This is a genomic window from Kitasatospora sp. NPDC048407, from assembly GCF_043200475.1.
Classification (GTDB): Bacteria; Actinomycetota; Actinomycetes; order Streptomycetales; family Streptomycetaceae; genus Kitasatospora.
The window spans coordinates 26,353-51,483 of the sequence record NZ_JBICXW010000020.1 but is presented as its reverse complement, the minus strand read 5'-3'; the positions used below and the strand labels follow the sequence as shown (position 1 = coordinate 51,483).

Sequence of the window (25,131 nt, the reverse complement as noted above, 5' to 3'; positions counted from 1 at the left end):
CCCGCCGGGCACTGACAGACCGTCACCGGCAGTTGAGCGGTGGCTTCAGTTCCCGGAGACGCCCGCGCCCGGGAAGGACTCCTCCAGGCTGCCGTCCGGGCGGACGGTGTACCGGGTCGAGGAGACCGCGCCGGTGCGGTCCACCCGCTCCTCGCGGATCAGCGCGCCGTTCTCCACCCGCCACACCGCCCCGGCCTCCGGGTTGGCGGCGGACGTCCGGCCGGCGATCAGCACCGGGGCGTCGCCGGTGAAGCCGTACAGCTGCACCAGGTCGGTCGGGACGGAGCCCTCGCCTCGGCGCAGCACCACCAGCGTCGCCTGGGCGTCCCGGAAGCGGGCCGGCAGCACGGCGGTCAGCGTGACGGGCGCTCCCGCGTCGGTCGAGTGGCCGTCGCGCAGCTGGATCCCGGGGCCGCCGGACGGGTCGTGGTAGCTGCGGTTGAGCCAGTCCACGGGCGGCGGGCTGCCGAGCGCCGGGCCCAGACCCGAGCCGCTGTGGCCGACGGTGTTCACGCCGTCCACCGACAGCGTCGCGCCCGAGGTCGGCTTCACGGGCGCGGTCGCGGTCGGCGTCGGCCCGAGGCTGTGGGTGGCACGGCTCTCGCAGCCCTGCGCGACCGCGATGGCCAGCGCGACCCCGAGCGTCACGGTGACGAACACCACCAGCCGCTGGCGCATCAGCCGTTGACGCGCGGTCGGCCGGGCGGGGCCCGCGGGGCGCCCGGGCGGGGGAGTGCGGTCGCGGCCGGGCACGGGGGTGCGCTCCCGCCCGGCGGGGGCGGCGGGCCGGCGCTCGCGCACCGTGTCGCCGTCCCGGACCGGGCGCCGCACCCGCTCGGTGCGGGCGTCCGGATGCACCTCCGGCCGGGGCATCGCGGCCGCTACTGCCGCACCGTCCGCATTCGGCGCCGGGGCGGGCGCCGGGCGGACGGGCGGCGCACCGGCCGAGGCACGTGCGGGGTCGGCGGGCCGCCGGCCCGCGCCGGGCACCGGGGCGCCCTGCGGACCGGCCGCGCGGCGCACCGGCGCACCGTCCGGCCGTCCGCCCGCCGGGTTTCCGGCCGGGGCGGCGGGCGCGGGCGCGGCCTGCTCCTCGGCCAGGGCCGCGGCCCTGGCGGCCCGGCCGCCGGGGCCGCGCGCGGCGAGTTCGCTCAGGCGCTCGTGCAGCGCGGCCGCCGGCGGGCGTTCGGACGGCTCCTTGGCCAGGCAGGCCCGCACCACCGGGGCCAGCACCGGCGGAATCCCGGTCAGGTCCGGTTCCTCGTGCACCACCCGGTACAGCATCACCTCGGAGGAGGCGCCCGATCCGAACGGCGACTCCCCGGTCAGCGCGAAGGCCAGCGTCGCCCCGAACGCGAACACGTCGGTGGCGGGTGTCACGGCCGCGCCGCGCACCTGCTCGGGCGCCAGGAAGCCCGGCGAGCCGACGGCGGTGCCGACATGCGTGAGGGTGGACGCGCCGCGCGACCAGGCGATGCCGAAGTCGATGATTCGCGGGCCCTTGGGGGAGAGCAGGATGTTCGACGGTTTGAGGTCGCGGTGCACCACCCCTGCCTCGTGCACCTTCACCAGCCCGTCGGCCAGCGCCGCGCCGATCCGCGCGGCGTCCGGCCAGGCCAGCGTGCCTTCTTCGGAGACCTGCTTGTACAGCGACGGCCCGGGCACGTACGCGGTGGCCAGCCACGGTCGGTCGGCCTCGATGTCGGAGCCCATCACCCGGGCCGTGCAGGCGCCGCGGATCCGGGAGGCCGCCGCGATCTCCCGGGCGAACCGGGTGCGGAACTCGGCGTCCTCCGCGAGTTCGGCGCGGATCAGCTTCAGCGCGACCCGCTGCCCCTTCCGGTCCGAACCGAGGAAGACCACGCCCATCCCGCCGGCACCCAGCCGCCGGTGCAGCCGGTACGGGCCGACGATGCGGGGGTCCTCACGCCGCAGCCGCATCATTGCCATTTGCCCGTACCCGTTCCCGTTCCGTCAGCCTGTGGGGTGAGGCCCCGTCGGATTTGGGGCATCGTCAGACAACTGTCTCGGCACAGCTTACGGACTGGTAGCGGCCCCGTGCCGACACGCAACACTGGAACCGCCGGTCGGATTGTCAGATCAGGGTCGCTGGCGCACCCCCAAATCCCTTGCTCCACCGGCAATCCGGCCGTCCCCCAAGGGACGCTGTCAGGGTCGCCTAAGGGGTCGGCGTACTCCCGTCTCCGCCTCCAGGCGTACACCGCCCCATCCCTCCTCCTACCAGCGGAGGCGATCGGAACAGTACGACGGCATGACGACCCGGAAAGCCGTCCCGCCTACCGTTGTTCACAGCGAGGACGGCCCCGCTCGTCCCCCGAGAATGACCGTCCTCGCTGCCAAGCAGCACCACCCGTCCCCGACCCGACCGCAGCACCGCAGCCCGGCAGGAGCACAGCAGACATGGCACCGCTCAACAGAGCCCCTCGCCGCCGGCCCCTGTCCCCGCACCCCGCGGAGACCCGGCACCCGATGGTCGCCCTTGCCATCGCCCTGCCCTGCGCGATCCTGCTGATGGCCCTGTTCGGGGCGTGGGACCAACTGGCGACGCAGACCCAAGCGGTCGCCGACCTGATCGGGCGCTGACCCCCAATGGGGTAGGGGTCTTCGCCGGCCGGAGCAACCCTCATCAAGTCGTGGACGGACGAAATGAGTGGCGCAGGCTGCAGCTCCGGCTCACCCGGTGGCCGGGAACAACACGTCGGTGAGGGCGTGTTGTTCCCGGCCATACCCATGTCCGCTTCCACGCCCGGCTGTTGCCGTACCTGCCTGCTGCCGCAAATGCCGAGAGCCGCCGTCCGAATATCGGACGGCGGCTCTCATGCCTGGTGCGCGATACTGGGATTGAACCAGTGACCCCTACCGTGTCAAGGTAGTGCTCTCCCGCTGAGCTAATCGCGCGGGGATGATCCGAAGATCAAAGATCCGAAGATCAGTGCGCGATACTGGGATTGAACCAGTGACCCCTACCGTGTCAAGGTAGTGCTCTCCCGCTGAGCTAATCGCGCGGGGGTGTCAGGCGCTCCGAGGAGCCTTGCCTGTGGTGCGCGATACTGGGATTGAACCAGTGACCCCTACCGTGTCAAGGTAGTGCTCTCCCGCTGAGCTAATCGCGCGGGGATGATCCGAAGATCAAAGATCCGAAGATCAGTGCGCGATACTGGGATTGAACCAGTGACCCCTACCGTGTCAAGGTAGTGCTCTCCCGCTGAGCTAATCGCGCAGGGAGGACCACCCGGTCGAAACCGGGCGGTACCTCTTGGAGGTGGAGACGGGATTTGAACCCGTGTACACGGCTTTGCAGGCCGTTGCCTCGCCTCTCGGCCACTCCACCAGGCAACATGCGAGGAACGATTTTACCTGTTCCTCTTGGAGAACGACCTTACCTGTTCTCCGTCGAGCGGACGACGAGATTCGAACTCGCGACCCTCACCTTGGCAAGGTGATGCTCTACCAACTGAGCCACGTCCGCCTGTCTCCCTGGAAGCTCTTCCGGTTTTTCCCGGCTGCGCTCCCTGGCGACGTGTTGAACTCTAGCGGATCCCCGGCCCAGCTGAAAAATCCGTTCCCGCAGCGTGGCGCGGGGGTGGCCGCCGGATGCCCAAGCGTCGGGCTCGGCCGGAACGTTCCAGCAGGCCTCCGACCTAGACTTTCGGTACCGGGGCGATCCCCCGGCGCCCACGCCCGCGCCCGCGCGGGCGCAACGGGCAGCACCGCAATCCGCGCAGGAGAACCGTGTCCGGCCGCACCGCCCCGCTCAGCCCCCACCAGCCGATGGCCCGCTTCGCCGGACGCCTCGCCACCGGCCTGCGGGAAGTCACCCACGACCCCACCGCCCTCGACCGCGGCGGATTCTGGGCCGTCGCCCACGACTTCGAGGGCCGGCTCACCTGCGCCCGGTTTGACGACGTCCGCCCCGACCCGGCCCCGCCGGCCACCCACAACTGGCACGGCCCCGCTCCGGACAGCTGGCACACCTCCCTCGACGCCGACGCCTACCGCGCCGGAGTGCGCCGCATCCGCGAACACATCGCCGCCGGCGAGGTCTACCAGGCCAACCTCTGCCGGGTGTTGAGCGCACCCCTGCCCGACCCCGGGCGCACCGACATCGACGCCCTCACCGGCCTGCTCGCCGCTCACAACCCCGCGCCGTACGCAGGAACGATCCGGCTCCCCGAGCACGGCATCGAAATCGCCACCGCCTCACCCGAGCTGTACCTGAGCCGGCACGGCCGCACCGTCCGCTCCGGCCCGATCAAGGGCACCGGCCGCACCGAACACGACCTGCTCGACAAGGACCACGCCGAGAACGTGATGATCGTCGACCTGGTCCGCAACGACCTCGGCCAGGTCTGCGACACCGGCACCGTCACCGTCCCCGACCTGTGCGCCGTCGAGAAGCACCCCGGCCTGGTCCACCTCGTCTCCACCGTCGAAGGACGTCTGCGCGCCGACGCGGGCTGGCCGCAACTGTTCGACGCCACCTTCCCGCCCGGCTCCGTCACCGGCGCCCCCAAGAGCAGCGCGCTGCGCATCATCCGAGACCTGGAGACCGCCCCCCGCGGCCCCTACTGCGGCGCCATCGGCTGGGTCGATGCCGACCGCGGCGAGGCCGAACTCGCCGTCGGCATCCGCTCGTTCTGGATCGAACGGGACAGCGGCCGGCCCGTCCTCAAATTCGGTACCGGCGCCGGAATCACCTGGGACTCCGACCCGGACCGCGAATGGCACGAAACCGAGCTCAAAGCCGCCAGGCTGGTGGCGATAGCCTCCACCGGCAGCCCCGCCTGAGCGCAAGGAGTACGACGCCGATGATCTGGGTCAACGGAACCCTCACCACCGAGGACGAGGCCACCCTCTCCGTCCTCGACCACGGACTCACCGTCGGCGACGGCGTCTTCGAAACCGTCAAGGCCGAGCACGGCCAACTCTTCGCACTCACCCGCCACCTCGACCGCCTCACCCGCTCCGCACGCGGCCTCGGCCTCCCCGACCCCGACCACGACCAGGTCCGCGAGGCCTGCGCCGCCGTCCTCGCCGCGAAGCCGCTCCCGCTCGGCCGCCTGCGCATCACCTACACCGGCGGCCGCGCCCCCCTCGGCTCCGAACGCGGCGACGGCGCACCGACGTTGGTCGTCGCCCTCGGCTCCGCCGAGCGCCGCCCCGACACCACCGCCGTCGTCACCGTCCCCTGGCGCCGCAACGAACACTCCGCCGTCACCGGCCTGAAGACCACCTCCTACGCCGAGAACGTCATCGCCCTCGCCGCCGCCCACCGCGCCGACGCCAGCGAAGCCCTCCTCGCCAACACCGCCGGCCAACTCTGCGAAGGCACCGGCTCCAACGTCTTCCTGGTCCTCGACGGTCGCCTCCTCACCCCCACCCTCTCCTCCGGCTGCCTGGCCGGCATCACCCGCCAACTCGTCATCGACTGGACCGGCGCCGAAGAGACCGACGTCCCCCTCGAGGCCCTCGCCGAGGCCGAAGAGGTCTTCCTCACCTCCACCCTCCGCGACGTCCAGGCCGTCACCCGCGTCGACTCCCGCACCCTCCCCGCCATCGGCCCGGTGACCCGCAAGGCGATGGAGATCTTCGCCGACCACGCGGCCCGGAACACCGACCCCGTCTGAAGCACATTCCCGGCGGGCAGTGTGGGACGGTAGAAGCCAGTGGGGGAGGGAAGGGGGCTGGTATGACAACCACGTTGCGACCGGACGGGGCCGAGGAGGCCGCGGCCAACGACGGGCGGACGCGGCGCTGGCACATCATGGTGAACGGACACCCGGTGGGCGGCCTGCGGACGACCGTCTGGCCCGGGGAAGGGTTCTGCCCGGGCGAGATCAGCGAACTCGAGGTCACCGAAGGACGGCGTCGCGGCCGCGGCACCGTCGCCGCGCTCGCCGCCGAAGAAGTGCTGCGCTCCTGGGGCTGCACCCGGGTCGACATCACGGTGCCCGCCGACGCGGAGGCCGGCCTGCGGCTGGCCCACGCCCTCGGCTACACCGAGCGGATGCGCAACATGATCAAGCCGCTCGACGAACTCCCGCAGCTGCCAGCAGGATTGACGGACCGCCGGATCGGCCCGGAACAGTACCCCGCCTGGGAGCAGGCCGCGGTCGCGGGCTACCGGCAGGACCTGATCGACTCCGGTCTCGGCGCCGCCGAAGCCACCGCGAAATCGGAGCACGACCACCAGCGCGCCCTGCCGGACGGCCCGGACACCCCGGACACCGCGCTGCGCCAACTCCTCGACGCCGACGGGAACGTGCTCGGCTGCCTCTGGGTCGCCCTCCGCCTGAACAGCCTGCCGGACGGCCGCCCGCTGGCCTGGGTGATGCTGGTCGAGGTCGCCCCCGAGCAGCGCGGCCACGGCCACGGCCGCACCCTGATGCGCCTCGCCGAACGCGAGTGCCTCGCCGCAGGCGTTCACGACCTGGGGCTCAACGTGTTCTCCGACAACGGCGTGGCGGTCGCGCTCTACGAATCGCTCGGCTACCGGGTCACCCTGCGCAGGCTCAGCAAGTCACTGCTCTGAGCCCGGCCGCTCCGGGAAAGCCCGACCGCCCCGCCGTCACGGACGCCGGGGCGGTCAGCCGCCCAGCAGCTCGACGATGCGCTCGCGCAGCCCGTCCTGGGACTTGCCGCCGTCCAGCCGCTTGCCGGCCACCACGTACGTCGGGGTGCCCGAAACACCGATCGCCCGGCCCTCGGCCACGTCCGAGTCGACCAGCAGCATGTGACGGCCGTCGATCAGCGCGGTGTCGACCTCGTCCGCGTCCAGCCCGACCGACCCGGCGATCTCCACCAGCACCTGCGCCCCGCCGCGCTCCACGTCCTCGATCCGGGCCAGCAGCGCCTCGACGAACTCCCAGCCGCGCCCCTGCTCGAACGCCTCGGTCGCGGCCTCCGCCGCCGGGTACGCGAACTTGTGCTTCTCCAGCGGGAAGTGCCGCAGCTCGACGGTCAGCGCGTCACCGAAGCGGTCACGCAGCACGCGGATGTCCGCCAGCGCGGTACGGCAGTCGGGGCACAGCAGGTCGCACCAGAATTCGACACGGGGCAGGGGGGAATCGCTCATGCCCCAAGTCTCCCAGGTCCACACCCCGACCCCGGCCCCGACCAGCCCGGGCGGACGTCAGCGTCCGGCCGCCGCCACCGCCCCGGCCTCCGCCGAGCGCTGCCGGGCCCGGTACGCGGCCACGTGCAGCCGGTTGCCACAGGTGCGGCTGTCGCAGTAGCGGCGGGAGCGGTTGCGGGACAGGTCGACGAACACCCGGGCGCAGTCCGGCGCCTCGCAGCGGCGCAGCCGCTCCAGCTCGCCCGCCATCACGATGAACGCCAGCGCCATGCCGAGCTCGGCGGCCAGGTGCCGGCCGACCGCGGCGTGCGGCGCGAAGTAGTGGATGTGCCAGCCGTGGTGGTCGTGGTTGGTCAGCCGCGGCGTCGTCCCGGCGTCGGCGACCAGCGCGTTGACCAGTTCCGCGGCCTGCTCGACCGTGCCGGCCGAGAACACCTCGCGCAGCCGGTCGCGCAGCTCGTGCACCGAGGCCAGGTCGGCCGGACCGAGCGAGTCGATCTCGCTGATCTCCTGCCGGACCACGAAGCCGCTCAGAGCCGCCACATCGGGTAGCTGCTCGCTGCCGCAGGCCTCCGGCGCGGTGTTCAGCAGCTCCACCAGGATGCTCAGCGCGCACTCGGTGTCATGGGTGATCAGCACGTGGGAACTCCTCACGCGGCGGCGGCCCGTGGACCGCCGCGTCGGTCAACGCGGGGCCCGACTCTACCGGCCCGGGCCGCCGTTCGGGCCCTGGACGCGGCTTAGCCCCGGACGTCCGCTCCGGTAGGAGGGAACGCCCGGGGCCGGGCCCCGAGGCCGCCGGCGGGCGGCAGTGAACTGCGACCGTGCCCCCGAGTAGGACGGTGCGCATCGAGGCGATCCCGCCGCCGCGCGACGGCGGGCCGTAACTCGTTCGGGTTCAGCTCTCGGCGAGGATGTGGGACAGCTCCCGGTCGAGGTCGAAGTGACGGTGTTCGGTGCCGGGCGGCACCGCGGCGTCCGTCCGCTTGAGGAAGGACTCAAGCGCCCGGGCCGGGGCCTCCAGCAGTGCCTCTCCTTCCGGAGAGCTCAGGGCGATGCAAACCACGCCTTGACCATGGCTGCGGGACGGCCACACCCGGACGTCGCCGGTACCGGTCGGTCGGTGCAGCCCCTCCGCGAGGAGGTCGCGGGCGAACACCCACTCCACGGTCTCGTCTGCTCCGGTGTGGAACGTCGCATGCACGGCATAGGGGTCGGCAGTGTCGTAGCGCAGGCCCGCGGGGACGGGCAGTGAGGACTCGCTGGACACGATGAGGCGCAGGTGCAGCTCGCAGCTGACCGTGGTGTTCATAAGCGCCAGGGCCTTTCGCTCAGTGTGCGCTCGGGGAATCGCACGTCGGCGAACGGACCATCCCACCTGAAAGCCCGGTGTAAACCCGTCTGTCCCGATTCCGGTGCGAGTCGTACCCCTTCCGGCGCATTGCGGAATCCCCCGAACGGCCCGACCGGCTGCCGACCGGCCCGGTAACGCCACGGATTACCGGCGGTCGCACCGGACCTGCGGCCGGACGGCTGGAGGAACACACGAAGCTGCTGCCGCCGGACCCGCCCGGAGCGTCGCCCCGTCCACGACCTTCACCGGCCGGCCCGCCGACTCCGCTGGTCGGGGCCCGGGACGCGGACCGGGCGCGACGGGAGGCGGGGTGGTCGGAGCACCCGCGCAGATGGGGTAATGTTCTTTCTGCACCCGGGCGATTAGCTCAGCGGGAGAGCACTTCGTTCACACCGAAGGGGTCACTGGTTCGATCCCAGTATCGCCCACCGGAATGCAAAGGCGTGGGGCTCCGACTTGTTTATCAGGTCGGGGCCCCGCGCCTTTTCCGCGTTCCCCGGCCCGAGTTCTGACGGGCATTCAACGGGCCCGCCCGGCACGGAAGCCATTCAACGGACGTGCCCGGCACGGGATCTGGGGGGCCGTCGGGGAACGGATTGGATGCCTGGGCCCAAGTGGTGCTACTGTTCATCTCGTTGCCCGGGCGATTAGCTCAGCGGGAGAGCACTTCGTTCACACCGAAGGGGTCACTGGTTCGATCCCAGTATCGCCCACCGAGCACAATGCGGAAGGCCCCGACCACCAGGTCGGGGCCTTCCGCGTTGCTGTCGTCCCGTCAGGCCGCCAACTCGCAGGCGTGGCCCGGCTCCAGGCGCTCGCCGCACCGGCATCGGGCCGGCCGCAACGGCCACGCCGTGTCCACCCGCTCCGGGGTACCCGCCCGCTCGAACCAGCGCTCCAGACCGCGGGCCTGCGACGCGTGCCACACTGCCTGCCGCAGATGCAGCTCCGCCGGGGACAGCCCGCCCAACCGCTCCGAGTGCCGGGACGCCACCGCCCGCACCAACTCCAGTGCCGCCAACGCGTCCGCCGCCGCGTCGTGCGCACCCACCAGCGAAACCCCGTAATGCCCGCACAGGTCAGTCAGCGTGCGCCGGCCCTTGCGGTAGCGGTCCACCTGCTTGTCCAGCACCCGCGGATCCAGCACCAGCAGCTCCGCGCCGCCCAGCACCTCCGTCAGCGAACCCGCCCCGTGCCGACGCAACTCCCGGTCCAGCAGCGTCAGGTCGTACGGGGCGTTCATCACCACCAGCGGCACCCCCGCGCGGGACTGCTCGGCCAGCGCGAGCGCCACCTCCACCGCCACCGTCCGCGGCGGACGGCCGTGCGCCCGTACCCGGTCGTCGGAAATGCCGTGCACGGCCCGGGCCTGCTCCGGGATGGGCACACCCGGATTCGCCAGCCAGCTGCGGACGGCGGCCGCCCCGCCCGGGGCGGACTGCACCACCAGGGCGGCCGAGACGATCCGATCCCGCTCGACATCCACACCCGTGGTCTCGGTGTCGAAGGACGCCAGCGGACCGTGAAACCAGGAACGGAGCTGTTGCATGACGCCCCCTCAGACGCCGCGCGAACCCTTGCCGGGCGGCGCTGCCACCGAGGACCAGCGGAGCGCCGCGCCGTGTCCAAGTGATACCGCAGTTGACGGAAAGTCAACCGTCCCGGACACCCCCTTCGTGGCAGAAAGTGATCGAACGATCACCGCGGCCGCCACGGGCCTCGGCGACAGGGACCCGGCCCGGCTCGGTACCATGCACAACGCAGCGGTTGTGCTGCGCCCCATAGCCAGAACGTCAGGAGAGACCGGTGACGGACGTCCGGATCATCATCAACCGCGAACCCGATCGGGAAGAGCGCGTGGTGACCACGGGCACTACGGCCGCCGAGCTCTTCGCCGACGACCGCGCCGTGATCGCCGCCCGCGTCGGCGGCCAGCTCAAGGACCTCGCCTACGCCGTCCAGGACGGCGACGAGGTCGAGCCCGTCGAGATCTCCAGCCCCGACGGCCTCGACATCCTGCGCCACTCCACCGCGCACGTCATGGCCCAGGCCGTCCAGCAGGTCTTCCCCGAGGCCAAGCTCGGCATCGGCCCGCCCGTCCGCGACGGCTTCTACTACGACTTCGACGTCGAGAAGCCGTTCCACCCGGACGACCTCAAGACCATCGAGAAGCGCATGCAGGAGATCATCAAGCGGGGACAGAAGTTCTCCCGCCGCGTGGTCACCGACGAGGCCGCCCGCGAGGAGCTCGCCAAGGAGCCCTACAAGCTCGAGCTGATCGGCCTCAAGGGCTCCGCCGCCACCGCCGGCGAGGGCGCCGACGTCGAGGTCGGCGCCGGCGAACTCACCATCTACGACAACCTCGACCCGAAGACCGGCGAGGTCTGCTGGGGCGACCTCTGCCGCGGCCCGCACCTGCCCAGCACCCGGCACATCCCGGCGTTCAAGCTGATGCGCTCCGCCGCCGCGTACTGGCGCGGCAGCGAGAAAAACCCCATGCTGCAGCGCCTCTACGGCACCGCGTGGCCCACCAAGGAAGAGCTGAAGGCCCACCTCGACTTCCTCGAGGAAGCCGCCAAGCGCGACCACCGCAAGCTCGGCACCGAGCTCGACCTGTTCTCCATCCCCGAGCAGATCGGCTCCGGCCTCGCCGTCTTCCACCCCAAGGGCGGCATCATCCGCCGCACCATGGAGGACTACTCGCGCAAGCGGCACGAGGAAGAGGGCTACGAGTTCGTCTACACCCCGCACGCCACCAAGGGGAAGCTGTTCGAGACCAGCGGCCACCTCGACTGGTACGCCGACGGCATGTACCCCCCCATGCAGCTCGACGAGGGCACGGACTACTACCTCAAGCCCATGAACTGCCCGATGCACAACCTGATCTTCGACGCGCGCGGCCGCTCGTACCGTGAACTGCCGCTGCGCCTCTTCGAGTTCGGCACCGTGTACCGGTACGAGAAGTCCGGCGTGGTGCACGGCCTGACCCGCGCCCGCGGCTTCACGCAGGACGACGCGCACATCTACTGCACCCGCGAGCAGATGGCCGACGAGCTGGACCGCACGCTGACCTTCGTGCTGGACCTGCTGCGCGACTACGGTCTGAACGACTTCTACCTGGAGCTGTCCACCAAGGACCCGGAGAAGTTCGTCGGCAGCGACGACGCGTGGGAAGAGGCCACCGCCGTGCTGGCGAGCGTGGCCGAGAAGCAGGGCCTGCCGCTGGTGCCGGACCCGGGTGGCGCGGCCTTCTACGGCCCGAAGATCTCGGTCCAGGCGCGGGACGCGATCGGCCGCACCTGGCAGATGTCGACCATCCAGTTGGACTTCAACCTGCCGGAGCGGTTCGAGCTCGAGTACACCTCGGCGGACGGCTCGCGGCAGCGGCCGGTGATGATCCACCGTGCGCTGTTCGGTTCGATCGAGCGCTTCTTCGCGGTGCTGCTGGAGCACTACGCGGGCGCCATGCCGCCGTGGCTGGCCCCCGTCACCGTGACCGGCATCCCGATCACCGACGAGCACGTGCCGTACCTGCTGGACGTGGCGGCCGAGTTGAAGAAGCACGGGATCCGGGTGGACGTCGACACCTCGGACGACCGGATGCAGAAGAAGATCCGCAACGCCCAGAAGTCGAAGGTCCCGTACATGCTGATCGCGGGCAACGACGACGTGGAGGCGGGCGCGGTGTCGTTCCGCTACCGCAACGGCGAGCAGAAGAACGGCGTACCCCGTGACGAAGCGATCGCCGAGATCGTTGAAGCGGTGCGGAGCCGGGTCCAGGTCTGATACCGGTAAGCCGATGTGACCTGCGGGGCAGTCTCCTTCGGGAGTCTGCCCCGTACTGCTTGGTTCGCGAGGTGCGGAGCATATGCTGGCGGGCATGACGAGTGAGCCGGAACTGCAGCGGGGCGTGGGGGAGCCGGACGGCTTCCGTCGCCTGTGGACACCCCATCGGATGGCGTACATCCAGGGGGAGAACAAGCCCACCGGGCCGGCTCCGGACGACGGTTGCCCGTTCTGTTCGATCCCGAAGCTGAGCGACGAGGACGGGCTGATCGTGCAGCGCGGCGAGTCGGTGTTCGCGGTGCTGAACCTGTACCCGTACAACGGTGGGCACTTGATGGTGGTGCCGTACCGGCACGTGGCGGACTACACCGAGTTGGACGGGCCGGAGACGGCGGAGCTCGGGGAGTTCACCAAGAAGGCGATGACGGCGCTGCGGGCGGCGTCGGGGGCGCACGGGTTCAACATCGGGATGAACCAGGGTGCGGCGGCGGGGGCCGGGATCGCGGCGCACCTGCACCAGCACGTGGTGCCGCGCTGGGGCGGGGACACCAACTTCATGCCGGTGGTGGGGCACACCAAGGTGCTGCCGCAACTGCTGGCGGACACCCGGAAGGTGCTGGCCGAGGTGTGGCCGGTTTGATGCGGTGACGGACGAACGGCAGGGGCCGTGCGGGAGCAACTCCCGCACGGCCCCTGCCGTCTGTGTGTCCGGGGTTATCCGGCGTCGTACTTGTCGGCGCGGAACGGGCGGGTGCCCTGCATTTCGGCGCGGATGATGTTGGAGCGGCCGGCGATCCGGTCGGTGGCGACGTCGTGCTCGTCGAGGAACTCGACGACGGCCGCGTGGATAAGGCCGACCACGGGGGTGGGGATGTACAGCGCGTCGTCGGACTTGAAGCGGCTGTTCCAGGCCGGGTCGGCCCAGGCCTGGCGCAGGCACAGGGGTTCGGGGAGGCCGATGGAGCCGCCGAGCCACTTCTGCAGGCTGGGGATCTTGTGGAACGGGGCGCGGACGGCCTGCCGGACGATCTCGTCGTCGGTGACGACGGGGAGCTGGACGGTGCGGTTCTCCCAGAACCGGAGGGTCTTGGGGACGTCCTTCTCGGGGGTCTTGGGCTTGGAGCCGAAGTAGCCGGCGATCGGGCCGAGCGCGTGCGCGGTGGCGGTGACCTGGAGGCTGTGCGAGAGGACCATGATGCTGACCACCACGGTGGTGACCAACTGGCCCTTGTGGAGCACGAATTGGACGGCGATGCGGTGCCGGGTGTCGTTGCCGACGCTCTGCTTGTTGGCGAGTTCGGAGACGGCGAAGTCGCGCATCCGGTCGCCGTCCATCTCGGCGCCGGAGGGGCGGCCGATCTCGTCGGCGCCCTCGCCGATGTCCAGCACCGCCCAGTGGCTGATCTGCGGCTTGGGCAGGCCGCCGTTGGGGACGTCGCTGCCGCTGAGGGCGCCGAGGCGGTCGGTGATCCGGCGGGCGAGGTCCCAGACGTGGAAGGTGCGGAAGTCGGGGTGGCCCTCGGCGGGGCGGAGGTCCTCGCGCAGCGACCACTCGCCCCAGCGGGCGCCGATGCCGAGGATGCCCTTGGTGTTGGCGTAGTGCTGGACGTTGGTGTTCTGTTCGCGGGAGAGGCGCTCGAGGCCGGCCCGGAGCTCGTTCGCCTTCTTGTCGAGGTCGTCCTTGGGGACGGCCTTGGGGACGATCGCGGCCACCGCGCTGCCGCCGACCAGGTCGCCCCAGCGGGCGCGCTGCTGCATCACGGAGGTGATCACGGTGCGCCTGGCGAGGTACCAGCCGAGGACCGGGCCGATCATCACCACACGGCAGTACAGGCCGAGCAGGCCGTGGGCCGGCGGGCGGATCGCCAGAAACACGGTGAGACCGGCGGCGACCAGCAGGGCGAGCGTGCCGATCAGCCCGTCTTTGGCAGCGGACTTCTTGGTGCCGAGCCAGGCGCGGGCCTGGTACGCGGCGAGCCAGACCAGCGTGCCGGGCAGGAAGAGCAGGCCGCAGACCGCGGTGAGGGTGGCGAGCCGGCGGTCGCGGGCCTCGCGCAGGTCCTGGGCGGCGAGGCAGTGCTCGACGACCATGCGGACATCGGTGCCGTGCGAGGGCACTATCGGTTTGCGGCCGCCACCGAGGGTGCGGTCGATCAGGGCGCGGCTGAACGCCTCGCCGGCACTTGGCCGGAACAGGGCGAACTTGCCCGGCTTGACCGAGACTCCGGCGAGCGCTTCCAGTTCGTTGTAGTCGCCGGTGCGGTAGGCGGCGGAGGAGAACGCCTGGGTGACCGCGGTCTGATGACCGACGTCCGTCCGTGGTACCTGTGCGCCCGGCGTCATGTCGAGCTGAGTCACCTGAGCAGCTCCTCCTCCCCTGATGGTCTGCGGCAGGTTACCGCGTAGCGGCCTGCCCGTGCGGATCATCAACTGATCCTGGGTCACATCTCGGCCGTGAAAGCCGGTTTCGGGGAGATGTTGCCCCGCGGCGGGGACTTCGACGCACGGGTTTAGGATCGCGCCATGACGAGTGCCTTCGCACCGGAGCCGGTGCTGGTTTTCGACGGTGACTGCGCGTTCTGCTCGAGCTGTGTGCGGTGGGCCGAGCGCTACCCGCGGCAGAGCCTGTCCTCGGCCGGGTGGGAGGCGGTGGCGTTCCAGTTCGCGGATCTGGACGCGCTGTCGGAGTTCACCGGCGGGCAGGTGACGGAGGAGCGGGCCGCCCGCGAGGTGTTGTGGATCACGCCGGACCGCAAGGTGTACGGCGGCGCGCAGGCGGTGGCGCGGCTGTTGATGCGGTCGGGCGGGCTGTGGGCCTGGGCGGGCGGCCTGCTGGCGCTGGCCCCGGTGCGGCCGCTCGCGGAGGTGGCGTACCGCTGGGTGGCGCGGCACCGGCACCAGATGCCCGGCGGCACCAAGGCGTGCGCGCTGCCGCGCCGTTCCTGAGTCGTCACCCCGTCGTGGCGAGCTGGGCCGCGAGGTGCGTGGGCATCGGGGCGTGGCGCAGGTAGCTGCGGGTGAACTGGCCGGTTCCGTGCGACAGCGAGCGCAGGTCGAGCGAGTAGCGGGTGAGTTCGAGTTCGGGGACTTCGGCGCGGACCAGGCTGAGTCCCGGTCCGCCGATCTCGGTGCCGAGGACGTGGCCGCGGCGGGCGGACAGGTCGGTGAGGACGGCGCCCTGGTACTCGTCGGGGAGCAGCACCCGGACTTCGTCGACGGGTTCCAGGACCCGTACGTCGGTGTGGTCGGCGGCTTCCTTGAGGGCGAGTGCGGCGGCGGTCTGGAAGGCGGCGTCGGAGGAGTCGACGGAGTGCGCCTTGCCGTCGGTGAGGGTGACCCGGACGTCGGTCATCGGGTGGCCGTGCAGGCCGTGGGCGAGTTGGGCGCGGACGCCTTTCTCGACGGACGGGATGAAGTTGCGCGGGACGGAGCCGCCGACGACCTGGTCGACGAATTCGAAGCCGCCGCCGGGCAGGGGTTCCACGGTGAGGTCGCAGATCGCGTACTGGCCGTGGCCGCCGGACTGTTTGACGTGCCGGCCGTGGCCGCTGGCGGGGGCGGCGAAGGTCTCGCGCAGGGCGACCTCGTAGGGGACGGTCTCGACGTGAACGCCGTGCCGGCCGGCGAGCCGGTCGAGGGTGACGGCGAGGTGGGCCTCGCCGGTGCACCACAGGACGAGCTGGTGGGTGTCGGGGTTCTGTTCGACGCGCAGTGCCGGGTCCTGGGCGGTGAGCCGGCCGAGGGCTTGGGAGAGCTTGTCCTCGTCGGCCTTGGAGCGGGCCTGGACGGCGGTGGGCAGCAGGGCTTCGGGCAGCGGCCAGGGCGGTAGCACGGTGTGGTCGGTGCCGAGGGTGTCGCCGGTGCGGGCGGTGCCGAGTTTCGCGACGGTGACGAGGTCGCCGGCGACGGCCTGCGGGACGGGGCGCAGCTGGTGGCCGAAGGGGCTGTGCAGGGCGGTGAGGCGCTCGTCGGTGCCGTCGGGGAGGTGGGCGGTGGTGTCGGGGCGCAGCGTGCCGGTGAAGATCCGCAGCAGGCTGAGGCGGCCGAGGTAGGGGTCCTCGCCGGTCTGGACGACCTGGGCGGTGAAGGGGGCGTCGGGGTCGGCGGCGGGGAGGCCGTCGGCGCGGTCGGCGGGGGTGGGGAAGGCGGTGGCGACCAGGTCGAGGAGGGCGTCGCAGCCGGTGCCGTCGGGGGCGGTGGCGAGGACGGGGTGCAGGGTGCCGGCGAGGAATTCGCGGCGGAGTCCGGCGGTGAGGGCGGCGGTGTCGAGGTCGGCGCCGTCGAGGTAGCGCTGCATCAGGGCGTCGTCCTCGCCGGCCAGGGCTTCGACCAGGCGGGCGCGTTCGGCGGTGAGGTCGCCGGGGTCGTCGGGGCGGCCGTAGGTGCGGCCGGTGAGCAGCTCGGTGGTGCCGTGCAGGTGGCCGTCGCGCAGGTCGGGGTGGTGGAGCGGGCGGACGGTGTCGGGGGTGCCGAGGGTGTCCTGGAGCATCCGCAGGACGTCGTCGAGGCGGACCCGGGTGGTGTTGAGGTGGGTGAGGGCGAGGGCGCGCGGCAGGTGGGCGGCCTCGCACTGCTGCCACAGGGCCTGGACGGGTCGGGCGACGGTCTCGTCGGCGGCGGAGTGGACGAACACGGCGGCTTCGGCGGCGCGCAGGGCGGCGTGGAGTTCGCCGGCGAAGTCGGCGTAGCCGGGGGTGTCGAGCACGTTGACGGTGAGGTCCTGCCAGGGCAGCGGGAGCAGCGCGAACTGGACGGAGCGCTGCTGTTGGTGCTCGATGTCCTCCCAGTCGGCGGCGGTGGTGCCGTCGGGGACGGTTCCGGGCCTGGTCAGGGCGCCGGCGGTGACGGCGAGGGCTTCTGCGAGGGTGGTCTTGCCGGCTCCGGCCGCCCCGACCAGGGCGAGGTTGCGGAGCCGGCCGGGTCGGTCGGCGGGCGTAGTGGAAGAGTGGGCTGTCCGGTCCGGCATGGCTGGCCTCCTGCCGCTCGATCAGCGTGGATACCATTGTCCAGCCGGGCGGGGCCATCCGCGCGGCCGCCCGGCGGGCAAGCGGCTCGCGGGTGCCAATCCGAAGAGCGGAGCGGACCGGAAGGCCATGCTCAACAAGTACGCGCGTGGCTTCTTCACACGTGTCCTCACCCCGTTCGCGGCGATGCTGCTGCGGTGGGGTGTCAGTCCGGATGCTGTCACGCTGATCGGAACGGCCGGTTCGGTGGCCGGCGCCTTGGTGTTCTTCCCGCGCGGGGAGTTCTTCTGGGGCACGGTCACCATCACACTTTTCATTTTCTCCGACCTGGTGGACGGCAACATGGCCCGCCAGGCGGGCCGGTCCAGCAAGTGGGGTGCGTTCCTGGACTCCACGCTCGACCGGGTCGCCGATGCGGCGATCTTCGGCGGTCTGGCGATGTGGTACGCCGGCAAGGGCGACAACAACGTGCTGTGCGCGGTGGCGATGTTCTGTCTGGCCAGTGGCCAGGTGGTGTCGTACACGAAGGCGCGCGGTGAGTCGCTGGGCTTCCCGGTGAACGTGTCGGGGCTGGTGGAGCGGGCCGAGCGGCTGGTGATCAGCCTGGTGGCGGCCGGTTTCGCGGGTCTGCACAAGTTCGGGGTGCCGTACATCGAGTGGCTGCTGCCGGTAGCCCTGTGGGTGGTCGCGGTGGGCAGCCTGGTGACGGTGGCGCAGCGGATGCTGACGGTGCGCCGGGAGTCGGCGGAGCTGGAGGCGGCGGGCGCCGTCAAGGGGGGCGAATGAAGGAGCGGTTGGTCGACGCGGCCTACGCGGCCGGCTGGGCGGGGCTGAAGCATCTGCCGGAGCCGATGGCCCGCGGCCTGTTCAACACCATTGCCGATGTGGCGTGGCGGCGGCAGGGCAAGGGGGTCCGGCAGTTGGAGGCCAACCTGGCCCGGGTCCGGCCGGGTGCGGACGCGGCCCTGCTGCGGGAGTTGTCCCGGGCCGGGATGCGGTCGTACATGCGGTACTGGATGGAGTCGTTCCGGCTGCCGACCTGGAGCCGGGAGCGGGTCTCGCAGGCGATAACGGTGAAGAACCTGGATCAGCTGAACGAGGCGATGGCGGCGGGGCGCGGCGCGGTGCTGGCGCTGCCGCACATGGCGAACTGGGACCTGGCGGGCGCGTGGATCGCGTCGGCGGGCGGGTTCCCGTTCACCACGGTCGCGGAGCGGTTGAAGCCGGAGTCGCTGTTCGACCGTTTCGTGGCGTACCGGGAGAGTCTCGGCATGGAGGTGCTGGCGCTGACCGGCTCCAGCGTGTCGGTGGTGGGGACGCTGGCGCGGCGGCTGCGCGAGGGCAAGTTGGTGTGCCTGGTCGGTGACCGGGATCTGTCGGATGCCGGGATCCAGGTGGACTTCTTCGGCGAGCCGACCCGGATGCCGGCCGGCCCGGCGGCGCTCGCGCAGCGCACGGGTGCGGCGCTGTTCCCGGTGACGCTCTGGTACGACGGGCCGATGCTGCGTGCGGAGGTGCACCCGGAGGTGGTGCCGTCCGGCGAGGGGGAGCGGCAGGAGCAGGTCGCGGTGATGACGCAGGCGATGGCCGATGTGTGGGCGGAGTCGATCCGTGAGCACGCGGTGGACTGGCACATGCTGCAGAAGCTGTGGCTGTCGGATCTGAGGCCGCGGAGGGCCGAGTCGTGAGGATCGGCGTGGTCTGCCCGTACGACTGGGACGTGCCGGGCGGTGTGCAGTTCCACATCCGGGACTTGGCGGAGCATCTGATCCGGCTCGGTCACGAGGTGTCGGTGCTGGCTCCGGCGGAGGACGAGGAGGCGCTGCCGCCGTACGTGGTGTCCGCGGGGCGGGCGGTCGCTGTGCCGTACAACGGGTCGGTGGCGCGGCTGAGTTTCGGCATTCTGTCGGCGGCGCGGGTGCGGCGCTGGCTGCGCGAGGGCCGGTTCGACGTGCTGCACGTGCACGAGCCGAACTCGCCGTCGCTGTCGATGCTGGCGGCCTGGGCGGCGTCCGGGCCGATGGTCGGGACGTTCCACACCTCGAACCCGCGCTCGCGGGCGATGCTGGCGGCCTCGCCGATCCTGCAGCCGGGCCTGGAGAAGATGTCGGGCCGGATCGCGGTGTCGGAGTACGCGCGGCGCACCCTGGTGGAGCACCTGGGCGGCGACGCGGTGGTGATTCCGAACGGTGTGGATGTGCGGTTCTTCGCGGACGCCGAGCCGGACCCGAAGTGGCAGGGCGGCGCGGCCGACGGCGGGCCGGGCACCATCGGCTTCATCGGCCGGATCAACGAGCCCCGCAAGGGCCTGCCGACGCTGCTGGCGGCGCTGCCGCGGATCCTCGCCGAGCGCCCCGGGGTGCGGCTGCTGGTGGCCGGCAAGGGCGACGAGGAGGAGGCGGTGGCCGGTCTGCCCGCCGAGGTGCGGGCCCAGATCGAGTTCCTCGGCATGGTCTCCGACCGGGACAAGGCCCGGCTGCTGCGCAGTGTCGACCTGTACGTGGCGCCGAACACCGGCGGCGAGTCGTTCGGCATCATCCTGGTCGAGGCGATGTCGGCGGGTGCGCCGGTGCTGGCCAGTGACCTGGACGCGTTCCGCCAGGTGCTGGACGGCGGCGCGGCCGGTGAACTGTTCCCGGTGGAGGACGCGGACGCGCTGGCCGCCGCCGCGGTCAAACTGCTCGGCAGTCCGGAACGGCTGGCGGCGCTGCGCGAGGCCGCGTCCCGGCACGTGCGGCGTTTCGACTGGGAGACCGTCGGCGCGGAGGTGCTGTCGGTGTACGAGACGGTCACCGACGGTCGTCCTCCGGTCGCCGAGGCCGAACCGTCCGGCTGGCGTACGCGTCTTGGTCGCTGAACCACCCTGCTCGCGAGAGGTACCACCATGCCGCTGATCACCGTCGACTACACCGACCGGCTCGCCGACTGCCTGGACCGGCGCGGCTTCGGGCTGGCCCTGAACCGGCTTGCGGTGAAGCTGATCGACGCCAAGCCGGAGGCCTGCAAGACCCGTTTCCGGCGGACCGAGGAGGCGGTGGTCGGCGCGGACGCCGAGACGTTCGCGCTGGTGGTGATCGAGTTCGAGATCTTCCCGGGGCGTTCGGCGCAGGCCAAGGCGGCGCTCGCCGAGGCGGCGGTGGCCGCGCTGCCCGAGTACCTGGGGGCGGATCCGGGGGCGGTGCAGGCGGCCGTGTCGGTCACCGAGACCGACTCGGACTCCTACCGCTCGGCGGTCTTCGGCGGCTGAGCCGGGTACCGTAACGCCCCGTGACTAACTGGATCTGGGGCCTCGCGGCCGTCGTACTGTTCGCCGTCTACCTGAGCTGGACGGCGGGCAGGCTCGACCGCCTGCATGCCCGGATCGACGCGGCCCGGGCCTCGCTGGACGCCCAGTTGCTGCGCCGGGCCTCGGTGGCCATGGAACTGGCCACCTCCTCGCTGCTCGACCCGGCCGCGTCGATCCTGCTGCTGGAGGCCGCGCACGGGGCGCGGCAGGCGCAGGACGAGCAGCGCGAGGTGGCCGAGAGCGAGCTGAGCATCGCGCTGCGCGCCGTGCTGGACGAGCCGGCGCAGGTGGCGGCGCTGCGGGCGGCGCCCGGCGGCGAGGAGGCGGTGCGCGACCTGGTGGAGGCGGTGCGCCGGGTGCCGATGGCGCGGCGTTTCCACAACGACGCGGTGCGGGCGGCCCGCGCGGTGCGCGAGCACCGGCTGGTGCGCTACTTCCGGCTGGCGGGCCGGGCGCCGTTCCCGATGGCCTTCGAGATGGACGACGAACCGCCGACCGCGCTCACCCCGGAGGGGGCTCCCGCGTAGGCTGGGTGGCGCTGATCCCCCCACTGTTACCCGCCCGTCGTGCTCTGGCCTGTTTGTCGTATGCCGTGTTTTGCGCTGGACCATGTGGCGTATGGGTCCGGACCCCCTCGGGCCTACGATAGGTCGATAGCACCGGTTCATCTCTGAGTGAGGTCTTACGTGTCCACCACCCCCACCACCGCAGACCAGCCGCAGATCGGTACCGCCCGGGTCAAGCGCGGCATGGCCGAGCAGCTCAAGGGCGGTGTGATCATGGACGTGGTCAACGCCGAGCAGGCGAAGATCGCCGAGGACGCCGGCGCGGTCGCCGTGATGGCCCTGGAGCGCGTGCCCGCCGACATCCGCAAGGACGGTGGCGTGGCCCGGATGTCCGACCCGAACATGATCGAAGAGATCATCGACGCGGTCTCCATCCCCGTGATGGCCAAGTCCCGCATCGGCCACTTCGTCGAGGCCCAGGTCCTGCAGTCGCTCGGCGTCGACTACATCGACGAGTCCGAGGTGCTGACCCCGGCCGACGAGATCAACCACTCCGACAAGTGGGCCTTCACGACCCCCTTCGTCTGCGGCGCCACCAACCTGGGCGAGGCCCTGCGCCGCATCGCCGAGGGCGCGGCCATGATCCGCTCCAAGGGCGAGGCCGGCACCGGCAACGTGGTCGAGGCCGTCCGCCACCTGCGCCAGATCAAGAACGAGATCGCCAAGCTGCGCGGCTTCGACAACAACGAGCTGTACGCCGCCGCCAAGGAGCTGCGCGCCCCGTACGAGCTGGTCCGCGAGGTCGCCGAGCTCGGCAAGCTGCCGGTCGTGCTGTTCTCCGCCGGTGGCGTCGCCACCCCGGCCGACGCCGCGCTGATGCGTCAGCTGGGCGCCGAGGGCGTGTTCGTCGGCTCCGGCATCTTCAAGTCGGGCGACCCGGCCAAGCGCGCCGCCGCCATCGTGAAGGCCACCACCTTCTTCGACGACCCGAAGATCATCGCGGACGCCTCCCGCAACCTGGGCGAGGCCATGGTCGGCATCAACTGCGACACCCTGCCGGAGTCCGAGCGCTACGCCAACCGCGGCTGGTAAGACTCGCGGGCCTGCCCGGCCCGTGCCTCCCGGCTCCGGCCCGCCGCGCGAGCAATCGGCGCGGCGGGCCGCTCCGTGGGCTTTTGCGGCCCGTAGTTCGAGATGAAGAGGTAGTGACAAACCGTGAGCACCCCCACCATCGGTGTCCTCGCCCTGCAGGGCGACGTCCGTGAGCACCTGGTGGCGCTGGCCGCCGCCGACGCGCTGGCCCGGCCGGTCCGCCGCCCCGAGGAGCTCGCCGAGGTCGACGCCCTGGTGATGCCCGGCGGAGAGTCCACCACCATCTCCAAGCTGGCCGTGCTGTTCGACGTGATGGACCCGCTGCGCGAGCGGGTCCGGGCCGGCATGCCGGTCTATGGCACCTGCGCCGGCATGATCATGCTGGCGGACAAGATCCTGGACGGCCGCGACGACCAGGAGACCGTCGGCGGCATCGACATGACGGTCCGCCGGAACGCCTTCGGCCGGCAGAACGAGTCCTTCGAGACCGCCATCCCGTTCGCCGGCATGGCCGAGCCGGTCACCGGCGTGTTCATCCGCGCCCCCTGGGTCGAGTCGGTCGGCGCGGGCGTCGAGGTGCTGGCCGAGGTGCCGGCCGCCGACGGTCCGGACGCCCGGATCGTGGCGGTCCGCCAGGGCAACCTGCTGGCCACCTCCTTCCACCCGGAGCTGACCGGCGACCACCGCGTCCACGAGTACTTCGTCCGCATGGTCGAGGCCGCCGCGCGCTAGGCGCGACGTGGTGACCGTGTGCCACCTCCCCGTGCGGCACCGGTAAGATCTCCCCTGTTCATTTCCCATTGGCGACGAAAAGGAGCTGGCGATGTCCGGCCACTCTAAGTGGGCTACCACCAAGCACAAGAAGGCCGCGATCGACGCCAAGCGCGGCAAGCTCTTCGCCAAGATGATCAAGAACATCGAGGTGGCGGCTCGTACCGGCGGCGGCGACCCCGCGGGCAACCCGACGCTCTACGACGCCATCCAGAAGGCGAAGAAGAGCTCCGTCCCGATCGACAACATCAACCGGGCCGTCAAGCGCGGCTCCGGTGCGGAGGCCGGCGGCGCCGACTACTCGACGATCATGTACGAGGGCTACGGCCCGAACGGCGTGGCCGTCCTGATCGAGTGCCTCACCGACAACCGCAACCGCGCGGCCTCCGACGTCCGCGTCGCGATGACCCGCAACGGCGGCAACATGGCGGACCCGGGCTCGGTGTCCTACCTGTTCAACCGCAAGGGCGTCGTCATCGTCCCCAAGGCCGACGGTGTGGACGAGGACAAGATCCTGGACGTCGTGCTGGACGCCGGCGCCGAAGAGGTCAACGACCTCGGCGAGGCCTTCGAGGTGATGTCCGAGGCCACCGACATGGTCGCGGTCCGCACCGCCCTGGTCGACGCGGGTATCGACTACGACTCCGCCGACGCCAACTTCGTTCCCAGCATGCAGGTCGAGCTGGACGCCGACGGCGCCCGCAAGATCTTCAAGCTGATCGACGCGCTGGAGGACAGCGACGACGTGCAGAACGTCTTCGCCAACTTCGACGTCTCGGACGAGATCATGGCCGAGCTGGACGCCTGAGTCCCGCTCCGCTTTCCCCGCCCGGTGGCTGCTCGCGGCCGCCGGGCGGAAGCGTGTCCGGGGACGGTTGTCCGTGGCCAGGGGTAGCCTTCCCGGGTCGGAGAGAGGTGGGGCAGGGCTCGTGCGAGTACTGGGTGTGGACCCTGGGCTGACCAGGTGCGGCGTCGGAGTCGTCGAGGGGCTGCCCGGGCGGCAGTTGACGATGCTCGGCGTCGGCGTCGTACGGACGCCGCCGGGGGACGACCTCGGGCCGCGACTGCTCGCCGTCGAACGCGGGCTGGAGGAGTGGCTCGACCGCTACTCGCCCGAACTTGTTGCCGTCGAGCGGGTCTTCGCGCAGCACAACGTCCGCACGGTGATGGGCACCGCGCAGGCCTCGGCCGTCGCCGTCCTGTGCGCGACCCGCCGCGGGATCCCGGTCACCCTGCACACCCCCAGCGAGGTCAAGGCCGCCGTCACCGGCTCCGGCCGGGCCGACAAGGCCCAGGTCACCGCCATGGTCACCCGCCTCCTCCGGCTCGACGCCCCACCCAAGCCCGCCGACGCGGCGGACGCCCTCGCCCTCGCCATCTGCCACATCTGGCGCGGCGGCACCACCAACCGCCTGACGGCGGCCATCCGCGCGCACGAGAGCGGAAAGTGGCACAGCGGCGGAGGGGTGCGCAGTCAGGGGCGCGGGGAGCTGCGCGAAGCGGAAGACGGCATCGGGCAAGATCCGCCCGAGCAGCAGCCAGTTGCACCCCGGGCGGCGTACGGCAGAGTGCCTGGCCGGTCGCGCACTTCCACGCGCCCCTGACGGGTGCTTAGTACAGCAAGGAAAGGAACGACGTCACGTGATCGCCTTTGTGCAGGGGCCCGTTGCCGTTGTGGGGGCCGGGGTGGCCGTGGTGGAGGTCGGGGGAGTGGGGATGGCGGTGCAGTGCACGCCGAACACGCTGGCGACCCTGCGGGTGGGGGAGGTGGCCCGGCTGGCGACGTCTCTCGTGGTCCGTGAGGACTCGCTGACGCTGTTCGGTTTCGCGGACGACGACGAGCGCGCGACGTTCGAGGTGCTGCAGGCGGCGCCGGGCGTGGGGCCGAAGCTGGCGCAGGCGATCCTGGGGGTGCACTCGCCGGAGGCGCTGCGGGTCGCGGTGGCGGGCGGTGACGAGAAGGCGCTGATCGCGGTGCCGGGGATCGGCAAGGCGAAGGCGGCGAAGCTGCTGCTGGAGTACAAGGACAAGCTGGGCGCCCCGCACGGGACGGTGCCGGCGCAGAAGCCGGTCGCGACCGGCCCGGCGCCGTGGCACGAGCAGCTGCATTCGGCGCTGGTGGGCCTGGGCTACGCTCCGCGGGAGGCGGACGAGGCGGTGGCCCGGGTGACGCCGGACGCCGACGCGCAGGGCACGCCGGACGTGGGCGCGCTGCTGCGCCTCGCGCTGCGCGGGCTGAACCGCGCCCGCTGACCGGCGTCAGAGCAATCTGACGA

The 25,131-nt window shown here is 71.6% G+C and carries 24 protein-coding genes and 8 tRNA genes; 19 read left to right on the top strand and 13 right to left on the bottom strand.

The annotated features are described in order from the left end of the window. Positions 1-45 precede the first annotated feature (45 nt). Entirely contained in the window at positions 46-1,950 is a 1,905-nt protein-coding gene (locus tag ACGFWJ_RS28880) for a serine/threonine-protein kinase (RefSeq protein ID WP_392954808.1), read from the bottom strand. A 471-nt stretch (positions 1,951-2,421) separates the two neighbouring features. Between ACGFWJ_RS28880 and ACGFWJ_RS28875 the strand changes: the two genes are divergently transcribed. Next, positions 2,422-2,604 (top strand): hypothetical protein, encoded by a 183-nt coding sequence (locus ACGFWJ_RS28875; RefSeq protein ID WP_387642948.1) that lies wholly within the window; start codon positions 2,422-2,424, stop codon positions 2,602-2,604. 240 nt (positions 2,605-2,844) lie between these two features. Here ACGFWJ_RS28875 and ACGFWJ_RS28870 read toward each other — a convergent pair. The 6 genes from ACGFWJ_RS28870 to ACGFWJ_RS28845 form a co-directional block, all read right to left on the bottom strand. Beyond that, a tRNA-Val gene (locus ACGFWJ_RS28870) sits at positions 2,845-2,919 on the bottom strand. Between the two features lie 35 nt (positions 2,920-2,954). Further along, positions 2,955-3,026 (bottom strand) — tRNA-Val (locus ACGFWJ_RS28865). Positions 3,027-3,059: 33 nt separating this feature from the next. Then, positions 3,060-3,134, bottom strand: a tRNA-Val gene (locus ACGFWJ_RS28860). Positions 3,135-3,169: 35 nt separating this feature from the next. Continuing rightward, positions 3,170-3,241: transfer RNA gene (locus ACGFWJ_RS28855), tRNA-Val, on the bottom strand. Positions 3,242-3,278: 37 nt separating this feature from the next. Further along, positions 3,279-3,352, bottom strand: a tRNA-Cys gene (locus ACGFWJ_RS28850). A gap of 65 nt (positions 3,353-3,417) precedes the next feature. After that, positions 3,418-3,490, bottom strand: a tRNA-Gly gene (locus tag ACGFWJ_RS28845). Positions 3,491-3,792: 302 nt separating this feature from the next. Here ACGFWJ_RS28845 and ACGFWJ_RS28840 point away from each other — a divergent pair. The 3 genes from ACGFWJ_RS28840 to ACGFWJ_RS28830 all read left to right on the top strand — a co-directional run bounded on the left by ACGFWJ_RS28840 (position 3,793) and on the right by ACGFWJ_RS28830 (position 6,553). Continuing rightward, positions 3,793-4,809: a chorismate-binding protein gene (locus ACGFWJ_RS28840; RefSeq protein WP_387643042.1), complete on the top strand. Its 1,017-nt coding sequence runs from the start codon at positions 3,793-3,795 to the stop codon at positions 4,807-4,809. 20 nt (positions 4,810-4,829) lie between these two features. Continuing rightward, complete coding sequence (locus ACGFWJ_RS28835; protein ID WP_392954806.1) at positions 4,830-5,648, top strand: aminotransferase class IV; 819 nt, start codon at positions 4,830-4,832, stop codon at positions 5,646-5,648. Between the two features lie 62 nt (positions 5,649-5,710). Beyond that, a complete protein-coding gene (locus ACGFWJ_RS28830; protein WP_392954804.1) occupies positions 5,711-6,553 on the top strand; it encodes a GNAT family N-acetyltransferase in 843 nt (280 codons plus the stop codon). Between the two features lie 54 nt (positions 6,554-6,607). On the opposite strand, the gene ACGFWJ_RS28825 is transcribed toward ACGFWJ_RS28830, so the two are convergent. From ACGFWJ_RS28825 to ACGFWJ_RS28815, 3 genes are all read right to left on the bottom strand, one after another. Beyond that, positions 6,608-7,096, bottom strand: coding sequence for a DsbA family protein (locus tag ACGFWJ_RS28825; RefSeq protein ID WP_392954802.1), 489 nt, complete (start codon positions 7,094-7,096; stop codon positions 6,608-6,610). 57 nt (positions 7,097-7,153) lie between these two features. Beyond that, the gene (locus ACGFWJ_RS28820; protein WP_387642944.1) at positions 7,154-7,735 is read right to left on the bottom strand and encodes a CGNR zinc finger domain-containing protein; all 582 of its coding nucleotides are present in this window, start codon (positions 7,733-7,735) and stop codon (positions 7,154-7,156) included. Positions 7,736-7,994: 259 nt separating this feature from the next. After that, positions 7,995-8,408 (bottom strand): SsgA family sporulation/cell division regulator, encoded by a 414-nt coding sequence (locus tag ACGFWJ_RS28815; protein ID WP_030056266.1) that lies wholly within the window; start codon positions 8,406-8,408, stop codon positions 7,995-7,997. A gap of 398 nt (positions 8,409-8,806) precedes the next feature. On the opposite strand from ACGFWJ_RS28815, the gene ACGFWJ_RS28810 reads away from it, so the two are divergent. Together ACGFWJ_RS28810 and ACGFWJ_RS28805 are read left to right on the top strand one after the other, a co-directional pair. Further along, positions 8,807-8,878 (top strand) — tRNA-Val (locus tag ACGFWJ_RS28810). A 213-nt stretch (positions 8,879-9,091) separates the two neighbouring features. Further along, positions 9,092-9,163 (top strand) — tRNA-Val (locus ACGFWJ_RS28805). Positions 9,164-9,225: 62 nt separating this feature from the next. On the opposite strand, the gene ACGFWJ_RS28800 is transcribed toward ACGFWJ_RS28805, so the two are convergent. Further along, positions 9,226-9,999, bottom strand: coding sequence for a 3'-5' exonuclease (locus tag ACGFWJ_RS28800; protein ID WP_392954800.1), 774 nt, complete (start codon positions 9,997-9,999; stop codon positions 9,226-9,228). Positions 10,000-10,256: 257 nt separating this feature from the next. Here ACGFWJ_RS28800 and thrS point away from each other — a divergent pair, with 257 nt between their 5' ends. Further along, on the top strand, positions 10,257-12,236 hold the full coding sequence (gene thrS, locus ACGFWJ_RS28795; protein WP_387861598.1) for a threonine--tRNA ligase: 1,980 nt from the start codon (positions 10,257-10,259) through the stop codon (positions 12,234-12,236). Positions 12,237-12,318: 82 nt separating this feature from the next. Then, the gene (locus tag ACGFWJ_RS28790) at positions 12,319-12,876 is read left to right on the top strand and encodes an HIT domain-containing protein (protein ID WP_043908607.1); all 558 of its coding nucleotides are present in this window, start codon (positions 12,319-12,321) and stop codon (positions 12,874-12,876) included. 74 nt (positions 12,877-12,950) lie between these two features. On the opposite strand, the gene ACGFWJ_RS28785 is transcribed toward ACGFWJ_RS28790, so the two are convergent. Then, positions 12,951-14,594, bottom strand: coding sequence for a hypothetical protein (locus tag ACGFWJ_RS28785; protein ID WP_392954797.1), 1,644 nt, complete (start codon positions 14,592-14,594; stop codon positions 12,951-12,953). A 165-nt stretch (positions 14,595-14,759) separates the two neighbouring features. Here ACGFWJ_RS28785 and ACGFWJ_RS28780 point away from each other — a divergent pair, with 165 nt between their 5' ends. Beyond that, positions 14,760-15,182 (top strand): thiol-disulfide oxidoreductase DCC family protein, encoded by a 423-nt coding sequence (locus ACGFWJ_RS28780; protein ID WP_392954796.1) that lies wholly within the window; start codon positions 14,760-14,762, stop codon positions 15,180-15,182. Positions 15,183-15,186: 4 nt separating this feature from the next. Here the strand turns inward: ACGFWJ_RS28780 and ACGFWJ_RS28775 are convergent, their stop codons facing one another. After that, positions 15,187-17,202 carry an elongation factor G gene (locus tag ACGFWJ_RS28775; RefSeq protein ID WP_392954794.1) on the bottom strand — a complete coding sequence of 672 codons (2,016 nt, stop codon included), beginning with the start codon at positions 17,200-17,202 and terminating at the stop codon, positions 15,187-15,189. 127 nt (positions 17,203-17,329) lie between these two features. Here ACGFWJ_RS28775 and pgsA point away from each other — a divergent pair, with 127 nt between their 5' ends. The 10 genes from pgsA (at position 17,330) to ruvA (ending at position 25,108) form a co-directional block, all read left to right on the top strand. After that, positions 17,330-17,986: a phosphatidylinositol phosphate synthase gene (pgsA, locus tag ACGFWJ_RS28770; protein ID WP_387643041.1), complete on the top strand. Its 657-nt coding sequence runs from the start codon at positions 17,330-17,332 to the stop codon at positions 17,984-17,986. Continuing rightward, positions 17,983-18,888: a phosphatidylinositol mannoside acyltransferase gene (locus ACGFWJ_RS28765; protein ID WP_387642938.1), complete on the top strand. Its 906-nt coding sequence runs from the start codon at positions 17,983-17,985 to the stop codon at positions 18,886-18,888. The genes pgsA and ACGFWJ_RS28765 overlap by 4 nt, the downstream gene beginning before the upstream one ends. After that, a complete protein-coding gene (locus ACGFWJ_RS28760; protein WP_392954791.1) occupies positions 18,885-20,057 on the top strand; it encodes a glycosyltransferase family 4 protein in 1,173 nt (390 codons plus the stop codon). Before ACGFWJ_RS28765 ends, ACGFWJ_RS28760 begins: the two co-directional genes overlap by 4 nt. Positions 20,058-20,084: 27 nt before the next feature. After that, complete coding sequence (locus ACGFWJ_RS28755; protein WP_387642936.1) at positions 20,085-20,447, top strand: isomerase; 363 nt, start codon at positions 20,085-20,087, stop codon at positions 20,445-20,447. A gap of 20 nt (positions 20,448-20,467) precedes the next feature. After that, positions 20,468-21,013, top strand: a complete 546-nt coding sequence (locus tag ACGFWJ_RS28750; protein ID WP_387642935.1) for a hypothetical protein — start codon at positions 20,468-20,470, stop codon at positions 21,011-21,013. 159 nt (positions 21,014-21,172) lie between these two features. Then, entirely contained in the window at positions 21,173-22,084 is a 912-nt protein-coding gene (gene pdxS / locus ACGFWJ_RS28745; protein WP_073817016.1) for a pyridoxal 5'-phosphate synthase lyase subunit PdxS, read from the top strand. Between the two features lie 123 nt (positions 22,085-22,207). Continuing rightward, the gene (gene pdxT, locus ACGFWJ_RS28740; protein WP_387642934.1) at positions 22,208-22,816 is read left to right on the top strand and encodes a pyridoxal 5'-phosphate synthase glutaminase subunit PdxT; all 609 of its coding nucleotides are present in this window, start codon (positions 22,208-22,210) and stop codon (positions 22,814-22,816) included. 91 nt (positions 22,817-22,907) lie between these two features. Next, a complete protein-coding gene (locus tag ACGFWJ_RS28735; RefSeq protein WP_014134592.1) occupies positions 22,908-23,663 on the top strand; it encodes a YebC/PmpR family DNA-binding transcriptional regulator in 756 nt (251 codons plus the stop codon). A gap of 121 nt (positions 23,664-23,784) precedes the next feature. Then, positions 23,785-24,459 (top strand): crossover junction endodeoxyribonuclease RuvC, encoded by a 675-nt coding sequence (gene ruvC / locus ACGFWJ_RS28730; RefSeq protein WP_392954788.1) that lies wholly within the window; start codon positions 23,785-23,787, stop codon positions 24,457-24,459. A 37-nt stretch (positions 24,460-24,496) separates the two neighbouring features. Next, the gene (gene ruvA, locus ACGFWJ_RS28725; RefSeq protein ID WP_387642932.1) at positions 24,497-25,108 is read left to right on the top strand and encodes a Holliday junction branch migration protein RuvA; all 612 of its coding nucleotides are present in this window, start codon (positions 24,497-24,499) and stop codon (positions 25,106-25,108) included. Positions 25,109-25,131: the final 23 nt, after the last annotated feature.